Source organism: Bacillus sp. 2205SS5-2 (assembly GCF_037024155.1).
In the GTDB taxonomy this organism is placed as follows: domain Bacteria; phylum Bacillota; class Bacilli; order Bacillales; family Bacillaceae_K; genus Bacillus_CI.
In genome coordinates, this window is sequence record NZ_JAYKTS010000003.1 from 203,488 (window position 1) to 224,284 (window position 20,797).

The window sequence follows — 20,797 nt, forward strand, 5'->3', positions numbered from 1 at the left end:
TGAGAAAATTACTTCCAAGAAGCAAATAATTATGGAAGATTAGGTGATGAATGCAATGAATTGGCATGGTCGTATTTGGGTGATAGGCTCCATTACAGGGTTTGGTTCGTTGTTTATCATAATAAGGTATCTGACTTATAAGAATATCTATTTTTCCGGAATAGCGGATTATTTTCTTCTCGCAATGTTCTTTTTACTATGTACCTTAGGCTTTCTTTTAGGGTATTATTTTGACAAATATCGGTATGTTGCTCACATGGACGTACTGACTAATCTAAGGAATCGTTATTTCTTAACGAAGGCCTTTGAGAGACGAAAAAAGAGTCAAATTTCGTTTTTTCTTCAGTTTATTGATTTAGATGATTTTAAGAGAGTTAACGATGTTTATGGTCATCAAGTAGGAGATGAAGCGCTCATATCGATCGCAAGCACGCTCAGGAAATATTTTCAGAAGGGAGATGTTGTTTGCAGATGGGGGGGAGATGAATTTGTAGTTTTAACCTCCGAGAAGCAACCAAATCTACAAAAAGCGATAACGAATGAATTGAAAACACTTTTGCCGAATGAAACCATCTCTCTCTCAATCGGAATAGTGAGTTATCCTGCTGACGGTGAATCACTCCAAGAGTTAGTGAGAACGGCTGATAAAAAAATGTACACAAATAAAATAGACAAAAAACGGTACGCAGCATGTGAGTGATAAGAGGGAAATATCAAAAAAATTTTAGGATAATAAAAAGAGGCTGTTTTCGCAAAGGTTGTGGCTTTTCGTATCAGTTAATCATCTGTGATATAGCTTTGTTTCGGGCATCATTTCGTCTGTGTTTAATAGAAATCAACAATGAAATGGAGGATTTACTCAAAAATCAGATGAAATAGCCACAATGTATACGAAAAGAGTCTACCAAAAGAATACTATAGTAGATTGTATGATATATTTATTTATAGGAAAATAGAATCAGTATTAACATACCTTCATAATTGTACATAAGTCACGATTTTAAGGAGACCTATGAATATTTTTGATTTTTTTCAAGAAGATGTTATCTATCATGAATATCAACCATTATTTAGTTTAGATAGTGGAAATGAATTGTATGCTGTAGAAGCTCTCCTGCGCAATGCTTCAAATGTCAATCCGGAGAGTGTTTTTCAATCTGCGATACGAGCGAATATTTTATATAAGCTGGATACGCTTTCGATTCAAAAAGCGGTAGAATCTTTTTTGGACTCAAGTACATCTACTTGTAAATTGTTCCTAAATATATACATCACAACCATTTTGCATCCTAATTTCTTGCGTTTCTTTCAAAGCTTATTGCAACCACACCCGGACTTAGCTCATCGATTGGTATTAGAAGTGAATGAATCGAGTGCGGAAGAAATGTGGAATAATCCTTTACTCAAACAAAAATTGAATGAATTACGCCAGGTAGGAATTATGTTTGCAATCGATGATTTTGGACAAGGCTCTTCATCCATCAAAAAAGCCATTGAATATGAGCCAGAATGTATCAAGCTAGACCGCTATTTTGCTATCGATTTAGCTAAGGATGAACGAAAACAGCGCTTTTTATCTATGTTTAAATCCTTTTATGAAAAGGATACCATTCTCGTTTTAGAAGGAATTGAGACAAAAGAAGATTTGCTTGTTGCCCAGCAACTTGGAATAGATATAGGGCAAGGATATTACTTAGGAAAACCTAAAGCCCTTTTCGCAGGATAAGCCATAGAGCTATAGCTCTATGGCTTTTTTTCCTGCTTTGTAACTCAAGTGTATACTGTTATTTCGCTATTATATAAACTGTCTGTGAGAAATCATCTTAATTGTTTAAGTGTCGGTCAATAGTCGTATGGTAGTGACCGACGAAAGATCGAGTAAAAGTCTATCCTATTAGCCGAATCCTATTTCTTCTCTTTTTACTACAATAAATGTAACGAAAAGTTGAAGGGAGAAGGAAAATGAAAAAAATCATGGTAACGGGAGCATCGAGAGGATTAGGTAGAGCACTTACATTGGCATTCGCAAAAGAAGGTTTTCAGTTGGCGATTTGCGCTAGAGGTGAAGAAGCGCTCCTAAAAGTAAAAAAAGAAGCAGAAGAGCTTGGTGCGAAAAAAGTGATTGCGATTAAAGCTGATATAGCGAATCCACGTGATGTAGAAAGGTTTGTGTCTATTGTAGAATTTAGTTTTGGAGAAATTGATGTATTGATTAATAATGCTTCTATTTTCGGACCAGGTCCTACGCTGTTGGGAGATTATAGCGCTAAAGAATTTATGAATGTATTGAATGTTAATGTCATGAATCCATTTTTGCTAACGAAGCGAGTCCTCCCTGGAATGCTTATCAAAGATACAGGTGTGATCCTTAATATTACTTCTGAAGCTGGTCGTACTGGCTTTGCGGAATGGGGAGCATACGGCGTTTCGAAATTTGCTTTAGAAGGTTTAACCCAAATATGGGCAGATGAATTAGATGGTACGAATATTAGGATGAATTTGGTTGATCCAGGTGAAATGGATACAGAAATGCATGATCGTGCAGTGCCAAATTGCGATTATGATCTGGCTAAACCAGCCGATGTAGTGGATGTATTCTTATATTTAATATCAGAAAAAGCAATAGGGGTTTCTGGTAAACGTTTTCTTGCCCAGTCATTTAGGTGGGAGGAGGTTGAATAGTGAATACTTTGACAAATTCTTTTCGTATACCTTCCTATTTAAATGCGACAGTACCTGCAGAAATGATCAGAGGATATCGGGATGATGTTCGCTTATTGGTATTGGATTCAGAATCAGGAAACACTACTCATGCTAGATTTTGCGAGCTAGGAAATTTTTTGAAAAAGGGGGATTTGCTTCTTTTTAATAATAGCCGAACCATACCAGCTGTGTTAGAGGGGGAGAAAATAAAAATACACTTATCAAGAAAGAGGGAAGATGAAACATGGGAAGGCCTGGTAATCTATGAAGGAGAAGACAAAGGTGCTGAGAATTCATTTTTACTTCAGGGGAATCTTACAGGTAGAATTATTGGAAACGGAAGTGAACATCCACTTAAGATAATTTCTTTTTCAATGGAGGGCGAAGCGTTTATTAATCATTTGTATACGTATGGAGCCCCTATTCGCTATGAATATATTCAATCTCAATGGTCACTTGATGCCTATCAAACGGTTTTTGCTTCTGTACCTGGATCAGTTGAAATGCCTTCTGCGGGGAGGGCCTTTTCTTGGAGATTGCTCGAACAATTAAAAGCCCAGGGAATAAATTTCGCTTTTTTATCTTTGCATACCGGGCTTAGTTATTATGGAGAAGATCAATGGCCAAACCCTACTAAACATCCAGAAAGTTTTGAAATACCACTGGAAACAGAAAAGCTAGTAAATGAAACGAAAAAGAGAGGTGGACGAGTCATTGCTGTAGGTACCACAGTAGTAAGAGCCATTGAATCAGCGAGACATGTAGGCGATGAAATACAGGCAGGGAAAGGACTAACCACTCTCTATATTAACGAAGGATACGACTTAAACGTTGTAGATGGCTTGTTGACAGGATTTCATGAACCGGAAGCAAGTCATTTGCATCTTCTCACCTCCTTAATTAAGGAGAAGCAATTGATGGCGTCCTATCAAGAGGCATTAAGTCAAGGATATTTGTGGCATGAATTTGGTGATGTGAATCTCATTATCTCACAGAGTGTGCCAAAATGAATATACATCATATTGGTATACTCGTGGAAAACATCGAAGCTTCAATGAGTTTTTATCTGAATTTTGGGTTTGAAGAAATGAGTAAGTTTAGGTTCAAAGGTGAACAGATTGTGCTCATGAGCAATGGCGGTGCGATTCTGGAGCTGATTTTAGAAACAAAATGCAAGAATCATCATCATTTTTGCTTAGAAGTGGAATCCATTGATCATTGGCTAACTCATTTAGCTAAAGTAAATATTGCACCTATTGAAGGACCATATGCCTTAAATAATGGCTGGAACATTGTTTTTTTTCAAGGATTGGATGGTGAGGTAATTGAATTACTTGAGAAAAGAAAATTGTAGAAAATAGCTGGATTTTTGAACAGGTGTAATCACCTAGGGATTTATTAATTTCTTTAAGGGAATTAGCCAAACCGATAGTGCATGAAGTTCTTAATCCTCTCACTGAGGTAAAGGGATTTTTACAACTAATAGTTTGGTTTTTTAGTTAAATCGCTAAATTAAATTAAAAATTATTCGGCTTTAAGAATGGTCAATTTAGGTATGTCCCAGCCTCTTCTTTTTTCTGGATATTAATAATCACTCTCTTTCAATATAAAGACAGTAATATTTTCAGTTGACTTGCTAAAAAGGGGCATGTTATATAACTTAGAAAGTTTAGGGCGACTTCGAATAGGTAGTAAGTATGAGACTGATAACGCTTCACTATCAATGACAGAACTTTCGCCTTTAAACAACAGATGCATGCAGGATTAGGGCGAGCCCCTGCCTTTTGTGGTATCTAAATATATTTTTATCCTGTTATAATGGAAACAAACATTCGTATTAGGTGATGATTTTATGAAGATGAAAGTAGCGGTTCGGTCGTTAGTGGAATATGTTTTTCGTAGTGGGAGCATTGATGCAAGGTTTCGTTCTTCCAACACATTGACGGAGGGAACAAGACTACATCAAAAGGTGCAAAAGAAATATGAGGAAACAGCAGAAGTAGAATACTTATTAAAAGAGGATCTTCATTGTGAAGGAATATCGTTTTCGGTAGAAGGGCGGTGTGATGGGGTTCTTTATCCTGCTGGAAAGGTAGTGATTGATGAAATTAAATCAACACGAAGAGATCTGCATACTATCGAAGAGAATGACTATCCTGTTCACTGGGCACAGGGGAAATTTTATGCTTATATGTATGCGAAGCAAAATCAACTCGATGGATTGAACGTTCAGCTTACGTATATTCATGTAGATTCTGAAGAAATTAAACAATTTCAAGTTCATTATTCCTTCTCTGAGCTCTGTAATTTTGTGCAAGAGGTAGTCAGGAAATATGTTCCTTTTGCTCACTGGAAGCTCACTCACATTGAGGAAAGACAAAAAAGTATTCAGACTCTATCATTTCCTTTTTCTTCTTTCAGAAAGAATCAACGGCAATTAGCCGGTGCTGTATTTAAAGTGGTGAAAGAAGGAAAAAATTTATTCGCTAATGCGCCAACAGGAACTGGAAAAACCATTTCGACGCTTTTTCCAACTGTAAAAGCGATGGGTGAGGGGCATATTGAGCGCTTCTTTTATTTGACCGCAAAAACAATAACGAGAACGACAGCAGAAGAAACGTTGGCTCTACTAGAGGCAGAAGGATTAAAATCAAAAATTGTGACGATAACTGCTAAAGACAAAATGTGCTTCAAAGAAAAAACACTTTGTCATAAAGAGTATTGTGAATTCGCTGCTGACTATTATGACAAAATCAATGAGGCAATACTAGATATTCTAGCCAATGAACAAGCTTTAACGCGGTCTGTGATTGAACAATATGCATTGAAGCATCGAGTTTGTCCGTTTGAATTTTCTCTTGATTTAGCATATAGTGCCGATGGAATTATTTGTGATTATAATTATATTTTTGATCCTCGTGCTTCATTAAAGCGCTTGTGGGAAGAACAAAAAAAGAGCACGACCCTTTTAGTAGACGAGGCTCATAATCTTGTGGATCGTGGACGGGAAATGTTTTCGGCAAGTCTTCGAAAATCGGTTTTTTTAGATTTGAGACGGTCTTATCAACATCAAAATAAACCATTAGCAAACACTGCTAAAGAGATAAACACCTATTTTATTAGTATCAGAAAGCAGTGTGAAAATCGTGGGACCTATTTGAGAAAAGAAAAAGATGAAGCTTTGTATGAGCTGTTATTGAAATTTAGAACAGAAGCAGAAAGAGTGCTTCCGTTCTATTCAGAAGAGACAGCGTATGGAATGTTGTTAGAAACGTATTTTGAAGTTACTCGCTTTTTACGTATTTTTGAATTGAGTGAAAAAGGTCATGTGTTTTATGCAGAGGATCAGCGCAAGGAAGTTGTGGTGAAATTATTCTGTTTGGATCCCTCTACTTCATTAGCTTCTGTTCGAAAAGGATTTAAGTCGACCGTGTACTTTTCTGCCACGTTGCAACCAAGCGCGTACTTTCTTCATATGCTTGGGGGGAGTGAAGAAGACTTTACACTAAAAATTCTTTCTCCTTTTGATAAGGACAAGCTGGATGTATCTATTCAATCACTATCGACAAGATATCAACACAGGGCAGCTTCGGTAAAGGCCATCGTAAATACAATTCAGAAAGAGTTGAGATCAAAAGCTGGCAACTACTTAGTGTTTTTCCCGTCGTATGCTTATATGAATTTAGTGTGGGAGGCAGTACCTGAAGAAGATTCCTATACGAAGATTTTGCAGTCAAATCGGATGACAGAGAATGAACGGGAACAGTATTTATCTTCTTTTGTACAAAAGCCAACCAAAGCTCATATTGGGTTTGCCGTCCTCGGCGGAGTCTTTTCAGAAGGAATTGATTTAACAAGAGATCGATTGATCGGTGTTATGGTAGTAGGAGTCGGGCTCCCCATGTTGAGCTTGGAACGAGATTTGATTATGAACTATTTCAATGAAAAAGAAACAAATGGCTTTCATTATTCTTATACCTATCCTGGTATGAATAAAATTCTTCAAGCAGGAGGGCGTTTAATCAGGACAGAAGAGGATTCGGGGAGATTAATCTTAATGGATGATCGTTTTTTAACAAAAACTTATCAAGACTTATTACCTGCTGAATGGCGAGATTTTCGTAATTATTCGAAACACTTCGAAGGAAAATGAATAAATAAGGGCTAACTCCGGTCATTCGAATGTGTAGATGTACGCCATTGATTGGATTTATTATTGGATGTATAAAAACACCTTCTTCCTCTAAAAATAGCAGAGGATGGGAGGTGTGATGAATGGCAAAAGTAGGAGTTGAACAATCGCTCACAAATGTAATGGATGCCCTCAGACAACAAGGTCACCAAGTAGTAGAACTAAATCAAGAAGTTGATGCACAAGGCTGCGAATGTTGTGTGGTATCTGGATTGGATTCAAATGTCTCGGGAGTTCAAACTGCGGTAACAAAAGCTTCTGTGATAGAAGCCAAAGGTTTGAGCACAGATGAGGTGTGTCAGGAAGTGCAATCTAGAATGCCGTAATAAAATAAAAAAGCCTGAGAGAATCAGGCTTTTTACTGTCTTCACTAACCCATTTCTAGTGTCAGAAAAATAATAACTTCACCCAAAATAACACTCCAAAAAACAGAAGCCAAAATCCCCTTTACACAATCGGATCAAAGTAAAGAAGTTGATCTCGAACTGAACTATCTTTTCCAGTATCATAGGAGACATTTTTTATTTTGTCTTTTAGTTCAGAGAGGATGCCCAAATCATCTTTTAACCAGTATTCTTGGACTTGCAAAAGAATTTCTTTACCCTCATGAAGTGCTTCTTCGAAAAGCTCTAAAAAGGAAGAACAACTTGTTTCCTGATCATCAGTTGGATGTAGCCATTCTAGCTTTTTTTCATTTAAATAATCTGCTTTTGGAAAGCTTTTTCGGTGGGAAAACGGAGTGATTTTCCCAAAAAGTAATTTGTTTTTTAGTCCAGAAGGATCATGGAAAAAGGTGAATGCTTTAAGCATATCTTGGTAGGATTCATTAACAAAATGAGTTGGAATATTAGTTAAGCTGTCTGGGAAGTGTATTTTTATTAATTGTTGTAAAAAGGATTCTAGGGAATCTAAAATTGTTTTTCCTACATATATTTGTTTATAAGCGGGATGTTCCCATGTGTCGAGGTGGCGTATACGTTTCACCATCAACGTGTCAATCGTCGTTTCTAGAAGCTGATGCTTATATCTCTCTTCTCCGGATCGATAAATAATATAGGGGTGAGTTGTTCGGTCAAGAATATGATGCGTTATAAATCCTAAAATATAGGCATTTATGCGCGAATCTATAGCCTTTTTTCCTTCCATAATCATGTTCATCAAGAATGGACCGCAATGCTGATAATGAATGTTTAAACCAATTTGTGGAACGGTAGACTTCTTCCAAGGCCAAAAATTGTGATAAAAGAAGGGGTCTGGTCCTTGGGAACCATAACGGTAATAAGCTTGTTCTTCCTTAGAAAAAGAAAGTAAAGGAAGTTCATCTGAAAGTTTTTCGGCAAAAATAATATGAGTCCAAATATTTGGCATGTGTTCAACTCCTTCTCATACAATCTTACAAGAGAAATGTATCATAGTTCCAGTTAATTTGGTGAAACAACTATTTACAAGCGGGTAAGGTTTTACTTTACCTCAACTAATTGTAATGGTAGGTGTAATGAAAGACGTACTATCAATGATTGAATGGTAATAAAAAAAAGAGTGAAAAATGGGGTATATTCTTTGGGATAAACCTTGTGAATAGAAAAAAACAGGCATTATGCCTTTTTTTTAGGATAGCCGTCAATTCAACTAATCAGCGCCTCAGGGTCAGTCCCAGTCTTATGCAGGTCGCCGGTAAACGGGCGCCTTACGCTTTTCAAGAGTCTAGCTTCAGGCGCCACCGGCTCGAGGTCATAAGCCAGGCCCTGTCATGAGGCAAAGAACGCCTCAGGGTCAGTCCCAGTCTTATGCAGGTCGCCGGTAAACGGGCGCCTTACGCTTTTCATTTTGTGTAAGGTTTTCCTTCTTCGACAAATTGTGTTAGGAACCTACCTAATAATTCTTGCCAACCTGCTGCATGTTGTTGATGCCATTCTGGGTTTAAAAGTCCTGCAGCATGATGAGATAAGTAAAGGACCGTGGAATCGCCATTTTCCTTGAGACGATACGTATAAGCACTATTGACTGCTCCATGCATGCCAAGTACCCCGTTTAAACGAATCTCTTCATTTTCTTTGAGATAAGTGACTGTTCCCCAAAGAGCACCTGATCCATCTTTTCCAGTTTCTAAGAAGCTTCCACCAATTGTGGGTTGAAACGAAAGTTTGGATGAGTCACCGCAAAGTCGGTATGCCCACCAAGAATCAATCTGAGTTGTTAACGCCTCAAATACCTTTTCCTTTGAAGCGTTAATCATAACCTCTTGCTCAATTTTAAATGAATCTAATACTAAGCCTTCTTGTTCCATTGGAATCGCCCTTTCTTCTACTATATTCTTTAATAAGTGCAAGGATCTAGCGTCATTCTCTTGGTATTTGGAAACCCATCTTTCCTGTAAATACTGTAAAGGAGTGGCATTGAGATAGTTTAATCTTGTTCGTCCTTCGCGCCGTATAGAAATCAATGAAGAGCTCTCTAATAAGTTGAGATGCTTCATGACGGCATATCGACTGACTTCAGGAAAAAAACTAATTAAATCCCCTGTTGTTTTTGGGCCATCCTTGATTAAATCAAGAATTTTCATTCTAATGGGATGACCGAGTGCTTTAAATAAAATGATTAGCTCCTTATCATCCATGAAGTCTCTCACCCTTCTTATATGTGACTAAAAGGTAACTTTTAATGTGTGACTTAATAGTAACATTTTATTTCTACATCTTCAAGTTCTTTTCTTGATATACTTAAAGAAGATAGAGAAAAAGGGGGATTAGGATGCTAAAATTACTATTTTCTAAAAATAAATCGGATTGCAGTAAAATGATGGAAAGAGTTAGTTTTCTCTTAAAACATGAAGAAATTGAGACTTATGCTCAAAGTATTGTTTCACTTCAAAATAAAGAAGTTTTAGCTTTCGAGTTGTTAAATCGTCCAAATTCTTCAACAGAATTTCACTCACCAGATCAATTTTATTCTTTTGCAGCTAGTCATGGGCAAATTCATAAAGTGGACACTCATGTGTTAAAACTCGCCTTGAGGAGAGCATCATCTCATTCTCCACTAAAACAGCCACATTTTTTATTCGTCAACATACACTTATCCACCTTATTTTCGAAGGAATGGGAAGACTGTTTACCTGCAATCAAAAAGTCTTCTTCAAGGGTTGTTTTAGAGCTCTCTGAACGTGAAGGTCTTGAAGGGTATACAAAGCAACAAGTAATGAATCGGATGAAAACATTGAGAAGCTATGGGATGAAAATTGCTGTTAATGATATCGGTAAAGGCTACTCCGGGCTACACACCTTAAGTATGGTGCAACCTGACTTTGTGAAAATTGATCGTGAGCTGGTGAAAGATATTGAGTCAGATCCGTATCGTCAGTACATGATGACGGCTTTAGTTCAGTATTGGTCTTCTCAAAATGTAGATATTATTGCAGAAGGAATCGAACGCGAAGAAGAAGCCACTTTCTTTCGTAATCTTGGTGTTCAATATGGTCAAGGTTACCTTTATCATAAACCAGAACGTATAACGAAAGAAATGGCGACAGTTTAATAGAGTGAAAAAGGACAATGATGGCAGGGAGCCTATTGTCCTTTTAAAATGGCTGTTTTCGCAAAGTTTGTTGCTTTTCGAATCAGTCTATTTTTGATGGAATGCAACAGTAAAATGAAAAAGTCAATCAAAAATAGGATTAAATATCCACAATGTATACGAAAAGAGCCTTTAAAGTACACAAAATATATTTGCGATTCCTTTATTAGTAGTAAATGGAAGCTTCTTTTTCCTTTTTTAGCGGAATAAAAATACTAATCAACATGGGAATGATCTTGCTTCGTTTTACTACATATGACAACATTCATAAATTCATTATATCTATTGTTTTTGAAGGGGAAATTAGCAAAATGACATTTGTTTTAAAAATGTAATAATTTTTGGTTTTATTTTTAATGAAATCCTTTACAATAGAGGTGGGCATGCTTTATTATTTTTTTTGGGATAGTGTGGAACCGTTTGCACAATATCGAGAAAAGGGTGAAATATATTGAAAAGACTTTTTGAAATAGATAATTGGAAAATAATCGAAACATCTCTACATCAAGACGATTTTCGCCTTGCAGAAAGTATGATGAGTTTAGGAAATGGACATATGGGAATGCGTGGAAACTTTGAGGAAACATACACTGGCGATTTCCATAGAGGATCGTATGTAGCTGGAGTTTGGTTCCCAGATAAGACACGTGTGGGCTGGTGGAAGAATGGTTATCCTCATTACTTTGGAAAAGTAGTTAACTCGACGAACTATATCGGAATTAATGTGTTTATTGATGGAATTGAACTTGATTTAAACACAGCAGATGTAACGGAATTTTACCGTGAGTTAGACATGAAACATGGTATACTTACCCGTAAATTTACAATCGTTCAATCTAATAATGAAACAGAAGTTGAAGTCGTTCGTTTTTTATCTATTGCCGAAAGTGAATTAGCAGCTATTCAATACAAAGTGACAGCAAAAAATTATTCAGGTGAAGTGACATTTGTACCCTATTTAGACGGTGAAATTCGAAATAAGGACTCCAACTATGAAGAAGATTTCTGGTTAGAAGTTAGCAAAACGTCTGCTGATTATGAAGGTAGTCTTGTGATGAAAACGGTGGATAACTCATTTGGGACGCCTACTTTCCAAGTCGCGACAACGATGAAAGTTGTTGTAGATGAGGCAGTTAACCATGTTTCTCACAATGCGAAACAGGAATATGTTGAAACAAGAGTGAACGTAAACGTGAAGGAAGGCGAATCTGTCACCCTGTATAAATACATTGCGATAACGACGGATAGGGATTATAAAGAAGAAGAACTTGTTCGAACAGGGGAGGAAGTGTTAGCCCGTTCATTGGATAAAGGATTTGAACAGCTTTTACAAGAACATAAACAAGGCTGGCTAGCTCGTTGGGAAATTGCCGACATTGAAATTGATGGTGAAGCAGACGCCCAGCAAGGCATTCGCTTTAATCTTTTTCAACTATTCTCTACTTACTACGGGGAAGACGCTCGTTTAAACATCGGACCCAAAGGTTTCACAGGAGAAAAGTATGGTGGAGCCACCTATTGGGATACAGAAGCCTATGCCCTTCCCCTTTATCTTTCAACAGCAAAGCCAGAAGTAGCTCGTAATTTGTTAGTCTATCGTCATAACCAACTCAACGGAGCCTATCATAATGCAGGTCAACAAGGACTTAAAGGCGCTCTTTATCCAATGGTCACGTTTAACGGAATCGAATGTCATAATGAGTGGGAGATTACGTTTGAAGAAATCCATCGTAACGGGGCCATTGCTTATGCTGTGTACAACTATGTTAATTACACAGGGGACAAGACTTACTTCCATGAATATGGGATCGACGTCTTAACTGGTATTTCCCGGTTCTGGGCAGATCGTGTACATTATCAAAAGAAAAAAGACGTTTACATGATGCACGGAGTGACGGGTCCGAACGAATACGAAAACAATGTAAATAATAACTGGTACACAAATCGTATTGCACAGTGGACACTTCAATATACATCTGAGGTCATCAACTACTTAAAAGAGGTAAATGAGACCTCACAAGTCGACGCACTCAATATTACAGAGGAAGAGCAAGGAAAATGGAGCGAAATCGCTAAGAAAATGTATCTGCCTTATGATGAAGAGCTGGGTGTATTTGTTCAACACGATACCTTCCTTGATAAAGATTTGATGATAGCAGATGAACTGAATCCAGAAGAACGACCATTAAATCAAAAATGGTCATGGGATAAAATATTACGAAGTTGCTTTATTAAGCAAGCAGATGTCCTACAAGGATTATACTTCTTAAATCATGAGTTTACACTCGAAGAAAAACGACGAAATTTTGATTTTTACGAACCGATGACCGTCCATGAATCGTCCCTTTCTCCGTCCATTCATGCTATTTTAGGGGCCGAATTAGGAAAAGAAGAAAAAGCATATGAAATGTATCATCGTACCGCTCGTTTGGATTTAGATAACTACAATAACGATACAGAAGACGGACTTCATATCACGAGTATGACGGGCTCTTGGTTAGGGATTGTCCAAGGTTTTGCAGGCATGAGAACAGCAAATGAAATCTTGTCTTTTGCCCCATTTATTCCAAAAGCTTGGGATCGTTACGCTTTTAACATTGTGTACCGTGAATCTATTCTCAAGGTTGAAGTAACTAAAGACAATGTCACGATCTCACAAGAAGGTCCAGAGCTAGAGATGCTGCTTTTTGAAGAAAAAATAATTTTAGAAAAAAATGGAAAAATAACCATTTCAATCGCTCAATAAGAGGAGGAAAAGCATGGAAAAACTAGTTCAAGCATTTATTTTTGACTTAGATGGTGTGATTACAGATACGGCAGAGTATCACTTCTTAGCATGGCAAGCTCTTGCCAATGATGTGAATATTACCTTTACTCGTGAGCATAATGAAGAGCTAAAAGGGATTTCCCGCATGGAGTCATTAGAAAAGATTCTTTTGTTGGGTAATCGTGAACACGATTTTACTGATGATGAGAAGCAAGGGCTGGCTGCGAAAAAAAATGATCATTATTTAACTCTGATTAAAGAAATAGCGCCATCCGATATCCTGCCTGGGATGAAGGAATTTATTCTAGAGATCAAAGAGAAAGGTCTTAAACTCGGACTTGCATCCGCAAGTAAAAATGCTATTACTGTCATGGAAGCATTAGGATTAAAAGATGAGTTTGATGTTATTGTCGATTCAAATAAGATTGCAAAAGGAAAACCAAATCCAGAGATCTTTCTGACAGCAGCCGAACTCTTGCAGGTTGATCCAAGGGTCTGTATCGGTGTAGAGGACGCAGTTGCAGGAGTCGAAGCTATAAAAGGAGCAAGTATGTTTGCGGTGGCGATTGGACCGAAGGAATCCTTTAAGAAGGCAGATCTTGTTTATGCAAGTACGGGTGCTGTCTCACTTACAGAGATCTTGTCGGTTTATGCTTCATAAAAGTAGAAAAAAGATCAGGCTGCTTGTTACAAAGCAGTCTTTTTTGCCTGGATTGAGGAATGTTTTTGAGAGGCATATTACGAGATGAAGTGATGAAAAATTGATCGGAAGATACGGTGGACTGATTAAAAATAATCGGGTAGGTGGCTGAATCTGAAGGAGGATATATGTGGAGGAAATTTTAATTTCATAGGATTTAAATCATATTCACTGTACATAATGTAAATTTCATATCAATGTGAAAAATCTTATTGAACAATATGTGAACTCCATTGCAAAAGAGATAGAAGGGGCGTATATTAAGAGTATAAAGAGTAAGTGAAATACTTCACAAACTTTCGACGGATAGTCTTAAGAGTTGTAGCTATAATATTTTATTAAACTATATGTGAGATGTTTCACAAACCTCAACATTCATACTGGAGGGATTTATCATGTTTGTACAATTTTTAAGAGAAAACAAAATTGCAGCGTACATCTTAACAGCACTTCGCTTATACTTAGGGTATACTTGGATAACTGCAGGCTGGGGTAAAATAACTGGCGGATTTGATGCAGGTGGATTTTTACAAGGTGCAGTTGGTAAAGCTAGTGGTGATCATCCTGCCGTTCAAGGTTGGTGGGCCAGCTTCCTAGATAGCTTTGCTATACCAAATGTGGGACTTTTCAATGTGTTAGTTCCTTGGGGCGAATTCTTAATCGGATTAGGATTACTTCTTGGTTGCTTAACTACTGCTGCTGTATTCTTTGGAATGATGATGAACTTTGCATTCTTATTTAGTGGAACTACTTCTACAAATCCAATGATGCTCTTAATTGGAATCTTTATAATTGTTGCTGGTGCCAATGCAGGTAAATTTGGATTAGATTACTGGGTGCAACCTGCTATTAAAACAATGATTCAAAATAAAATACTAAAAGGCAAAGGACATTCTGGCCAAATGGAAAATAAATTTGCCTAATATATCTTTTGAAAGCTGACTCTTCTGGGCGAGAGTCAGTTTTTGTCTGTTTTAGATGGAAATCAACGGTGAAATGGTGGATTTAGTCGAAAATCAGATGAAAAAGACACAATGTATGCGAAAAGAGCCTATAATAAAAAGAAAAAAGGAGAAAGATGATGAATCATTTTATTGTATTTTTCGACGGTGTTTGTTCGCTTTGTCAAGGATCGGTTCAATTTATTTTGAAACGAGACCACAAGCGAATATTTCACTTTTCTTCTTTACAATCTGAAACGGCCTCTAACCTATTACCTTCAAAATTGGATGAAGTAGATTCTATCATTCTTTTGCAAAATGATACCATCTTCACTCATTCTACAGCAGCGCTTAAAATAGCCAAAGAATTAAGGGGAATATGGCCACTCTTGTATGTGTTTATTATCGTTCCCAAACCTATTCGAGATGTTATGTATAAATGGATTGCAAAGCGTCGCTATCGTTGGTTTGGCAAGACAGAAAATTGTATGCTACCCAAACCAGAATGGAAAGATCGGTTTTTATAAAAGGCTCTTTTCGCATGCTTTGTTGTTCTAGCATGTAAAAACGGATGGAAACACACTTTTCTTTCCTCATTTCGACTAAAAAAAAACGCTTTCTCCTTTTGGGAGATGGCGTTTTTTCATATGCCTATCTTATGCTTTTGTATACGTTGTTTTGGCACTCTTTGATTTACGCTTATTTGCCATCTTTTTTGCAATCGGATAAATAATGGGCGCCCACTTAATTGCACTTCTTACTAATTTTTTCATAGTCATTACCTCCTAATTAGTACTTCTATTCCCTATATTGAACAGAAAAAACTTGATATGGCTATTTGATTAGTTTCGTTCCCTAACAATTGTAAAAATGAATCATCTCTCTTAGAAGTAATGCTTACCATAATTTTTAATGTCAAGATGAAAGAACATCTCATGAGATAAAGTTCCTAAAAGTTAAAATTTTCAGAATATAAGTTGACTTTTTTTTCTATTCAAGGTATCTTGTCATTAAATGAATATTACGATAATTACGTAGTTCGAATTTTTAACGTTATATAAAAGAGGTGAATACTTGGAAGGTTTGCGAAGGTTCAGTTGCAAAAGCGAAACCTATTGTGGAACCGGGAGTACTCCTCTTTTGATGCTTCATAATGATAACGCTTACAAAAAGGAGGATATCTATGAACCCAGTTCTTTCATTTGATGATTTGACAGAAGAAGAAAAACAGGAACTTTTTCTTCAACGAGTTCAAGCAGGAGAAAAAATCGAGGCAGACGATTGGATGCCAGAGGAATACCGGAAAACTCTTATCAAACTTATATCGATGCACGGAATCAGTGAAATAATGGGAGCATTGCCTGAAAAAGAATGGGTTCCAAAGGCGCCTACTCTGCGGAGAAAATTAGGGATTATGGCTAAGGTACAAGATGAAATGGGGCATGGACAGCTACTTCTTCGTGTTGCCGAGGATTTAATGGAGCCTTATGGGAGAACAAGAGAAGATATCATGCAGGACTTATTTTCAGGAGATTTAAAGTTTCATAATGTTTTTCATATGGAAGCACCCACATGGGGAGATGCTGGGCTGATTGGCTGGTTAGTAGATGGGGCGGCAATCATCACTCAAACAAATATGCTTCAGGCCTCTTATGGTCCATATGCAAGGGCTCTAAAGCGCATTTGTGCAGAGGAAGTCTTTCATGCTCAACATGGTGAAGCAATTATTATGGCGCTAGCTGAGGGGACTTCACAACAGAAGAAATTAGTACAAGAATCCGTGGATAGATGGTGGGAATCATTATTAATGTTCTTTGGTCCAGGAGATGCAACTACTACCGGATCATCTAAACAAGATATCACGATGAAATACAATATTCGGACGAAATCGAATGAAGAATTACGCCAAGATTTTTTTACTAAATATGTGCCAAGAATGCTTTCACTTGGTCTAACTCTACCTGATAAAACCATGCATTATGATGAAGGCAAAGAATGTTGGATTTATAAACAACCAGATTGGACCCGCTTTAAGGAAATTATTCGGAATAAAGGACCAAAATCAAAGGAACGGCTTCGTTTGAGGCAACTTTCTTATGAAAATAATGACTGGGTAAGGAAGGCATTAAGCTAAGGTGGATGAGAGAGGTGAGGAAATGAGCAAAGGTTTTTATCAAGAATTTGAGGTGTTCAGTAAAAAGTCCGACACTGCTCCAATGCAATATCAATTTAGTTTATTAGCCCCTAATCATGATATGGCATTAGTATTGGCACAAGAAAATTTCATGCGCCGAGAGCCTGTCGCAGATATTTGGGTTGTGAAGCGTGACGATGTCCGGAAAATGAATTCAGCGGAAAGGGAAACTTTACCTCGTTTAGATAACAAGGACTACCGCACAACGAAGGGATATGGTTACTTAAAGAAGAAATGGCGTCGGTATGAGCAAGGGATGCTAGATGAGGAGGAAATTTTGTCATGGGGAGGGAAATTGAAAAAACAATGACTAAGACAGTTGAAAGCAATCATGATGTTGAGAAAGTTGCCCTATTTGAGTTGATATATCAGTTGGCGGATGATGATTTTATTCATGCATACCGTGGTTCTGAATGGTTGGGGCTTGCACCACATATTGAAGAAGATGTCGCCTTTTCATCCATTAACCAAGACACTATGGGACACGCAACGATGCTATATGAACTTTTATCAGAGCTTGGAGAGGGAGAGGCAAATGATCTTGCTCATGGGCGTTCTGTAAAGGAAAGACGAAACGCAGTATTACTAGAATTGGTCAATGGACCAGGCACATATCTTGAAGAACCGCGATATGATTGGGCTTTTACGGTTGCAAGGAATTTTTATTATACAAGCTGGAAAAAAGCGAAAATTGAATCTCTTAAGCAATCGAGCTATCAGCCACTAGCTCATATTGCAGTGAAAATTAATATGGAACTTTCCTACCATTATCTTCACTGGAAAACGTGGATAATTCAATTATTCAATGCGAGTGAGGATAGTCGGGATCGAATGATAGAAGCCTCAGATCGTGTTCATCAAGAGTTTGCAGACGTAATGTCACTCGGACCAATGGAAGCGAAGATGGTATCGCTTGGTTTTATTTCGACTCAACATGAGTTATGGAAACGCTGGACATACTTAGTTGAGCCGGTTTTTCAAGCAATCAATCTACACTTACCGAAGCATTTTTCTGCACAAGGTGGTCAAGGACGTATGCAGGAGCATACATCGGATCTTGCTTCAGCTCTTGAAACACTAAGCGAGGTTTATGAATTAGACAGGACAGCAAGTTGGTAAAGGATGAGGACATTGAAAGAAACCATCATCAAAACACTGCAACAAGTAAAAGATCCAGAAATTGATTCTATAAGTATTGTGGAGCTAGGTATGGTCGAAACCATCTTAGTTCAAGGTCAAGAAGTAGAAGTACATTTGCTTCCAACTTTTATGGGCTGCCCAGCCTTGGACATTATTAAGAGAAATGTAGAAACAGCGTTGAATGAAAGGAAAGAGATTAAAAATGTAAAAGTTATATTTTTACATTCACCCCCGTGGACATCTGACCGAATTAGTGAAGTCGGTCGAGAGAAATTGAAGGAGTTTGGAATCGCACCCCCACCTCGATTCTTCGAAGATATAGGGAGTTGGCATGTAGACTGTCCGTTTTGCGGATCTACCTATACGACGCTAGATAATCTATTTGGTCCCACTGCTTGCCGAAGTATTTTGTATTGTAAAAAGTGTAAAAATCCGTTTGAAGCGATGAAGCCGATCTCGACGGTTATGTAAAAAACTATAAAAAGGGAGAGTTTTTAATGATTAAAATGATTGCACTATACAAGCATCCGGAGAATAAAGAGAAATTTGATGAACACTACTTTGGAACACATGGCCCGATTACTGCTGAAATTCCAGGATTACAAAAAATGGAGGTGACAAAAATCGTCGGCTCACCAATGGGAGGAGAAGGTAAGTACTACCTCATGTGTGAAATGTATTATGACAGCCATGAAGCTTTAAAAGCTGCGATGAAAACGGATGAGGCTAAAGCTTCTGGAAAAGATCTAATGTCGTTTGCGGGTGATTTAGTCACATTAATGATTGGTGAAGAAATGAATGAGTAGCTTTCAACATATCGAATCGTGGGTTGAAGGTGATTTAGGTTTTATTGAACTAAATCGTCCCCACGTCTTAAATGCGATTAATAAAGAGATGGTATCAGAAATTCTCTATTGCTTAGAGAAGTATGATCGAGATGCCAACGTGAAAGTCATGGTCCTATTAGGAAAAGGGCGAGCCTTTGCAGCAGGAGCAGACATTGATGAGATGGCGAATGTTGGAGCGGTTGATTTAGAGCTAATGAATCAATTTAGAGACTGGGATCATATCGCCGAAATCAAAAAACCAATTATCGGAGCTGTTCAGGGGTTCGCACTAGGTGGCGGATTTGAGCTCGCGTTATGCTGCGACCTATTATTCGCTTCTGATGACGCAGAGTTTGGCTTTCCAGAGGTCACACTAGGCATTATGCCTGGTGCTGGTGGCACACAAAGATTAACCAAATTAATCGGAAAAACAAGAGCGATGGAGTGGCTACTAACAGGTGAACGAATGATGGCGAAGGAAGCAGAAAAATTGGGCGTGCTGAACCGGACATTTGCAAAGGAATTATTAGTAGAAGAGACGATTGCGGTAGCTCGAAAAATTGCTGCACAACCCTCACTTTCCGTCCGTCTTATTAAAGAAGCGACCTTAAAGGCGGTCGATGTGTCTGTCGAGGAAGGGATGAAGTTTGAGAGGAAAAACTTTGCCATTCTCTTTTCTTCAGAAGATCAAAAAGAAGGAATGAAGGCTTTCCAAGAAAAGCGAAAACCAGATTATCGTGGACGATAAGGAGGTACATAGTATGTTTGAAAGCATTAAATATGAAGTCCGTAACGCTGTGGCTTGGATTACCCTTAATCGTCCTACGAAATTAAATGCATTTACAGAGCTATTAAACAAAGAAGTTACCAAAGCGATTAAGGAATCATCGAAGTCAGCGGATGTTCGCTGTATTGTCATCTCTGGAGAAGGTCGAGCTTTTTGCTCGGGTGAAGATTTAAGTGGTGTGAACGAGGAGATGAATCATGGAGATGTTTTAAGAAATCGCTATGCTCCGATGATGAGGGAACTGGCAAGCTGCGAGAAACCGATAGTTGCTGGAATCAATGGAGTAGCAGCGGGGGCAGGACTAAGCTTGGCACTCGCTTGCGACTTTCGCCTTATGAATGAAAAAGCAAGCTTAGTTCAAGCGTTCATACATGTTGGACTAATCCCCGACTCAGGAAATTTATACTATCTTCCGCGTTTAATTGGTCATGCGAAAGCACTTGAACTTTCCGTAATGGGGGATAAAATCTCAGCTCAGGAAGCAAAAAATTTAGGGCTAGTTACTAGAGTTGTTGAAGGAGAACAGTGGCAGGAGGAATTAACTGCTTTTGCTGAGGCGATAGCTAATAAACCTACGAAAGCGATCGGGCTGATTAAGAGATCTTTAAGACAAAGCTGGCATAGTGATTTTAATGAATATTTAGAAAAAGAGGCGCAAGGACAACGAATTGCTGGCTTGACAAAGGATCATCGAGAAGGAGTTCACGCGTTTATTGAAAAACGGAAATCAAATTTTTCGGGTAAATAAAAGGGTTTAATAAGGTTATTTTTGTATGACTTGCTGCTAGTGTCACCGGAAAAATTCGGCAGTAAATTATAGGTCAGTCACATTCATCATGATTATCCACAATTGGATATCGTCTTATCAAAAGAATGCGAACTTATAAATCTTGTAAATAAATAGCCTTCAATATGGATGATTTTTCTTAGAGTAGGTGGCAATTAACCTAAAGAAAAGACAGGAAAAGGAGACGAT

The 20,797-nt window shown here is 37.8% G+C and carries 22 protein-coding genes; 19 read left to right on the forward strand and 3 right to left on the reverse strand.

Going from position 1 to position 20,797, the window contains the following annotated elements; all coding sequences use genetic code 11:
- Positions 1-46 precede the first annotated feature (46 nt).
- The 7 genes from U8D43_RS03430 (at position 47) to U8D43_RS03460 (ending at position 7,221) form a co-directional block, all read left to right on the forward strand.
- On the forward strand, positions 47-700 hold the full coding sequence (locus U8D43_RS03430; protein ID WP_335869574.1) for a GGDEF domain-containing protein: 654 nt from the start codon (positions 47-49) through the stop codon (positions 698-700).
- 312 nt (positions 701-1,012) lie between these two features.
- Entirely contained in the window at positions 1,013-1,726 is a 714-nt protein-coding gene (locus U8D43_RS03435; protein WP_335869575.1) for an EAL domain-containing protein, read from the forward strand.
- 236 nt (positions 1,727-1,962) lie between these two features.
- On the forward strand, positions 1,963-2,682 hold the full coding sequence (locus U8D43_RS03440) for an SDR family NAD(P)-dependent oxidoreductase (protein ID WP_335869576.1): 720 nt from the start codon (positions 1,963-1,965) through the stop codon (positions 2,680-2,682).
- The gene (locus U8D43_RS03445; protein WP_335869577.1) at positions 2,682-3,713 is read left to right on the forward strand and encodes an S-adenosylmethionine:tRNA ribosyltransferase-isomerase; all 1,032 of its coding nucleotides are present in this window, start codon (positions 2,682-2,684) and stop codon (positions 3,711-3,713) included. Before U8D43_RS03440 ends, U8D43_RS03445 begins: the two co-directional genes overlap by 1 nt.
- The gene (locus U8D43_RS03450) at positions 3,710-4,057 is read left to right on the forward strand and encodes a VOC family protein (RefSeq protein WP_335869578.1); all 348 of its coding nucleotides are present in this window, start codon (positions 3,710-3,712) and stop codon (positions 4,055-4,057) included. Before U8D43_RS03445 ends, U8D43_RS03450 begins: the two co-directional genes overlap by 4 nt.
- A gap of 498 nt (positions 4,058-4,555) precedes the next feature.
- Entirely contained in the window at positions 4,556-6,856 is a 2,301-nt protein-coding gene (locus tag U8D43_RS03455; RefSeq protein ID WP_335869579.1) for an ATP-dependent DNA helicase, read from the forward strand.
- Positions 6,857-6,978: 122 nt separating this feature from the next.
- Positions 6,979-7,221, forward strand: coding sequence for a YkuS family protein (locus U8D43_RS03460; RefSeq protein ID WP_335869580.1), 243 nt, complete (start codon positions 6,979-6,981; stop codon positions 7,219-7,221).
- 121 nt (positions 7,222-7,342) lie between these two features.
- Here U8D43_RS03460 and U8D43_RS03465 read toward each other — a convergent pair whose 3' ends face one another.
- Complete coding sequence (locus U8D43_RS03465; protein WP_335869581.1) at positions 7,343-8,263, reverse strand: zinc dependent phospholipase C family protein; 921 nt, start codon at positions 8,261-8,263, stop codon at positions 7,343-7,345.
- A 454-nt stretch (positions 8,264-8,717) separates the two neighbouring features.
- Positions 8,718-9,512, reverse strand: coding sequence for an SRPBCC domain-containing protein (locus U8D43_RS03470; protein ID WP_335869582.1), 795 nt, complete (start codon positions 9,510-9,512; stop codon positions 8,718-8,720).
- A 134-nt stretch (positions 9,513-9,646) separates the two neighbouring features.
- Here U8D43_RS03470 and U8D43_RS03475 point away from each other — a divergent pair, with 134 nt between their 5' ends.
- From U8D43_RS03475 to U8D43_RS03495, 5 genes are all read left to right on the forward strand, one after another.
- Positions 9,647-10,426 (forward strand): EAL domain-containing protein, encoded by a 780-nt coding sequence (locus tag U8D43_RS03475; RefSeq protein WP_335869583.1) that lies wholly within the window; start codon positions 9,647-9,649, stop codon positions 10,424-10,426.
- A 490-nt stretch (positions 10,427-10,916) separates the two neighbouring features.
- On the forward strand, positions 10,917-13,211 hold the full coding sequence (gene mdxK / locus U8D43_RS03480) for a maltose phosphorylase MdxK (protein ID WP_335869584.1): 2,295 nt from the start codon (positions 10,917-10,919) through the stop codon (positions 13,209-13,211).
- 13 nt (positions 13,212-13,224) lie between these two features.
- Positions 13,225-13,893 carry a beta-phosphoglucomutase gene (gene pgmB / locus U8D43_RS03485; RefSeq protein ID WP_335869585.1) on the forward strand — a complete coding sequence of 223 codons (669 nt, stop codon included), beginning with the start codon at positions 13,225-13,227 and terminating at the stop codon, positions 13,891-13,893.
- A gap of 434 nt (positions 13,894-14,327) precedes the next feature.
- On the forward strand, positions 14,328-14,855 hold the full coding sequence (locus tag U8D43_RS03490) for a DoxX family membrane protein (protein WP_335869586.1): 528 nt from the start codon (positions 14,328-14,330) through the stop codon (positions 14,853-14,855).
- 158 nt (positions 14,856-15,013) lie between these two features.
- A complete protein-coding gene (locus tag U8D43_RS03495) occupies positions 15,014-15,400 on the forward strand; it encodes a thiol-disulfide oxidoreductase DCC family protein (protein ID WP_335869587.1) in 387 nt (128 codons plus the stop codon).
- 129 nt (positions 15,401-15,529) lie between these two features.
- On the opposite strand, the gene yxzF is transcribed toward U8D43_RS03495, so the two are convergent.
- Positions 15,530-15,646, reverse strand: a complete 117-nt coding sequence (yxzF, locus tag U8D43_RS21150) for a small protein YxzF (RefSeq protein WP_335869588.1) — start codon at positions 15,644-15,646, stop codon at positions 15,530-15,532.
- Positions 15,647-16,056: 410 nt separating this feature from the next.
- On the opposite strand from yxzF, the gene paaA reads away from it, so the two are divergent.
- From paaA to U8D43_RS03535, 7 genes are read left to right on the forward strand one after another with little or no spacing between them, the layout of a single operon-like run.
- Positions 16,057-17,007 (forward strand): 1,2-phenylacetyl-CoA epoxidase subunit PaaA, encoded by a 951-nt coding sequence (paaA, locus tag U8D43_RS03505; RefSeq protein WP_335869589.1) that lies wholly within the window; start codon positions 16,057-16,059, stop codon positions 17,005-17,007.
- Positions 17,008-17,029: 22 nt separating this feature from the next.
- Positions 17,030-17,377 carry a 1,2-phenylacetyl-CoA epoxidase subunit PaaB gene (gene paaB, locus U8D43_RS03510; RefSeq protein WP_335869590.1) on the forward strand — a complete coding sequence of 116 codons (348 nt, stop codon included), beginning with the start codon at positions 17,030-17,032 and terminating at the stop codon, positions 17,375-17,377.
- Positions 17,350-18,186 carry a 1,2-phenylacetyl-CoA epoxidase subunit PaaC gene (paaC, locus tag U8D43_RS03515; RefSeq protein WP_335869591.1) on the forward strand — a complete coding sequence of 279 codons (837 nt, stop codon included), beginning with the start codon at positions 17,350-17,352 and terminating at the stop codon, positions 18,184-18,186. Before paaB ends, paaC begins: the two co-directional genes overlap by 28 nt.
- 3 nt (positions 18,187-18,189) lie before the next feature.
- Positions 18,190-18,678 (forward strand): 1,2-phenylacetyl-CoA epoxidase subunit PaaD, encoded by a 489-nt coding sequence (gene paaD / locus U8D43_RS03520; RefSeq protein WP_335869592.1) that lies wholly within the window; start codon positions 18,190-18,192, stop codon positions 18,676-18,678.
- A 26-nt stretch (positions 18,679-18,704) separates the two neighbouring features.
- A complete protein-coding gene (locus U8D43_RS03525) occupies positions 18,705-19,013 on the forward strand; it encodes an EthD family reductase (RefSeq protein WP_335869593.1) in 309 nt (102 codons plus the stop codon).
- Positions 19,006-19,782, forward strand: coding sequence for an enoyl-CoA hydratase-related protein (locus tag U8D43_RS03530; RefSeq protein WP_335869594.1), 777 nt, complete (start codon positions 19,006-19,008; stop codon positions 19,780-19,782). The genes U8D43_RS03525 and U8D43_RS03530 overlap by 8 nt, the downstream gene beginning before the upstream one ends.
- A 13-nt stretch (positions 19,783-19,795) precedes the next feature.
- Positions 19,796-20,569, forward strand: a complete 774-nt coding sequence (locus tag U8D43_RS03535; RefSeq protein WP_335869595.1) for an enoyl-CoA hydratase/isomerase family protein — start codon at positions 19,796-19,798, stop codon at positions 20,567-20,569.
- The last annotated feature ends 228 nt before the right edge of the window (positions 20,570-20,797 follow it).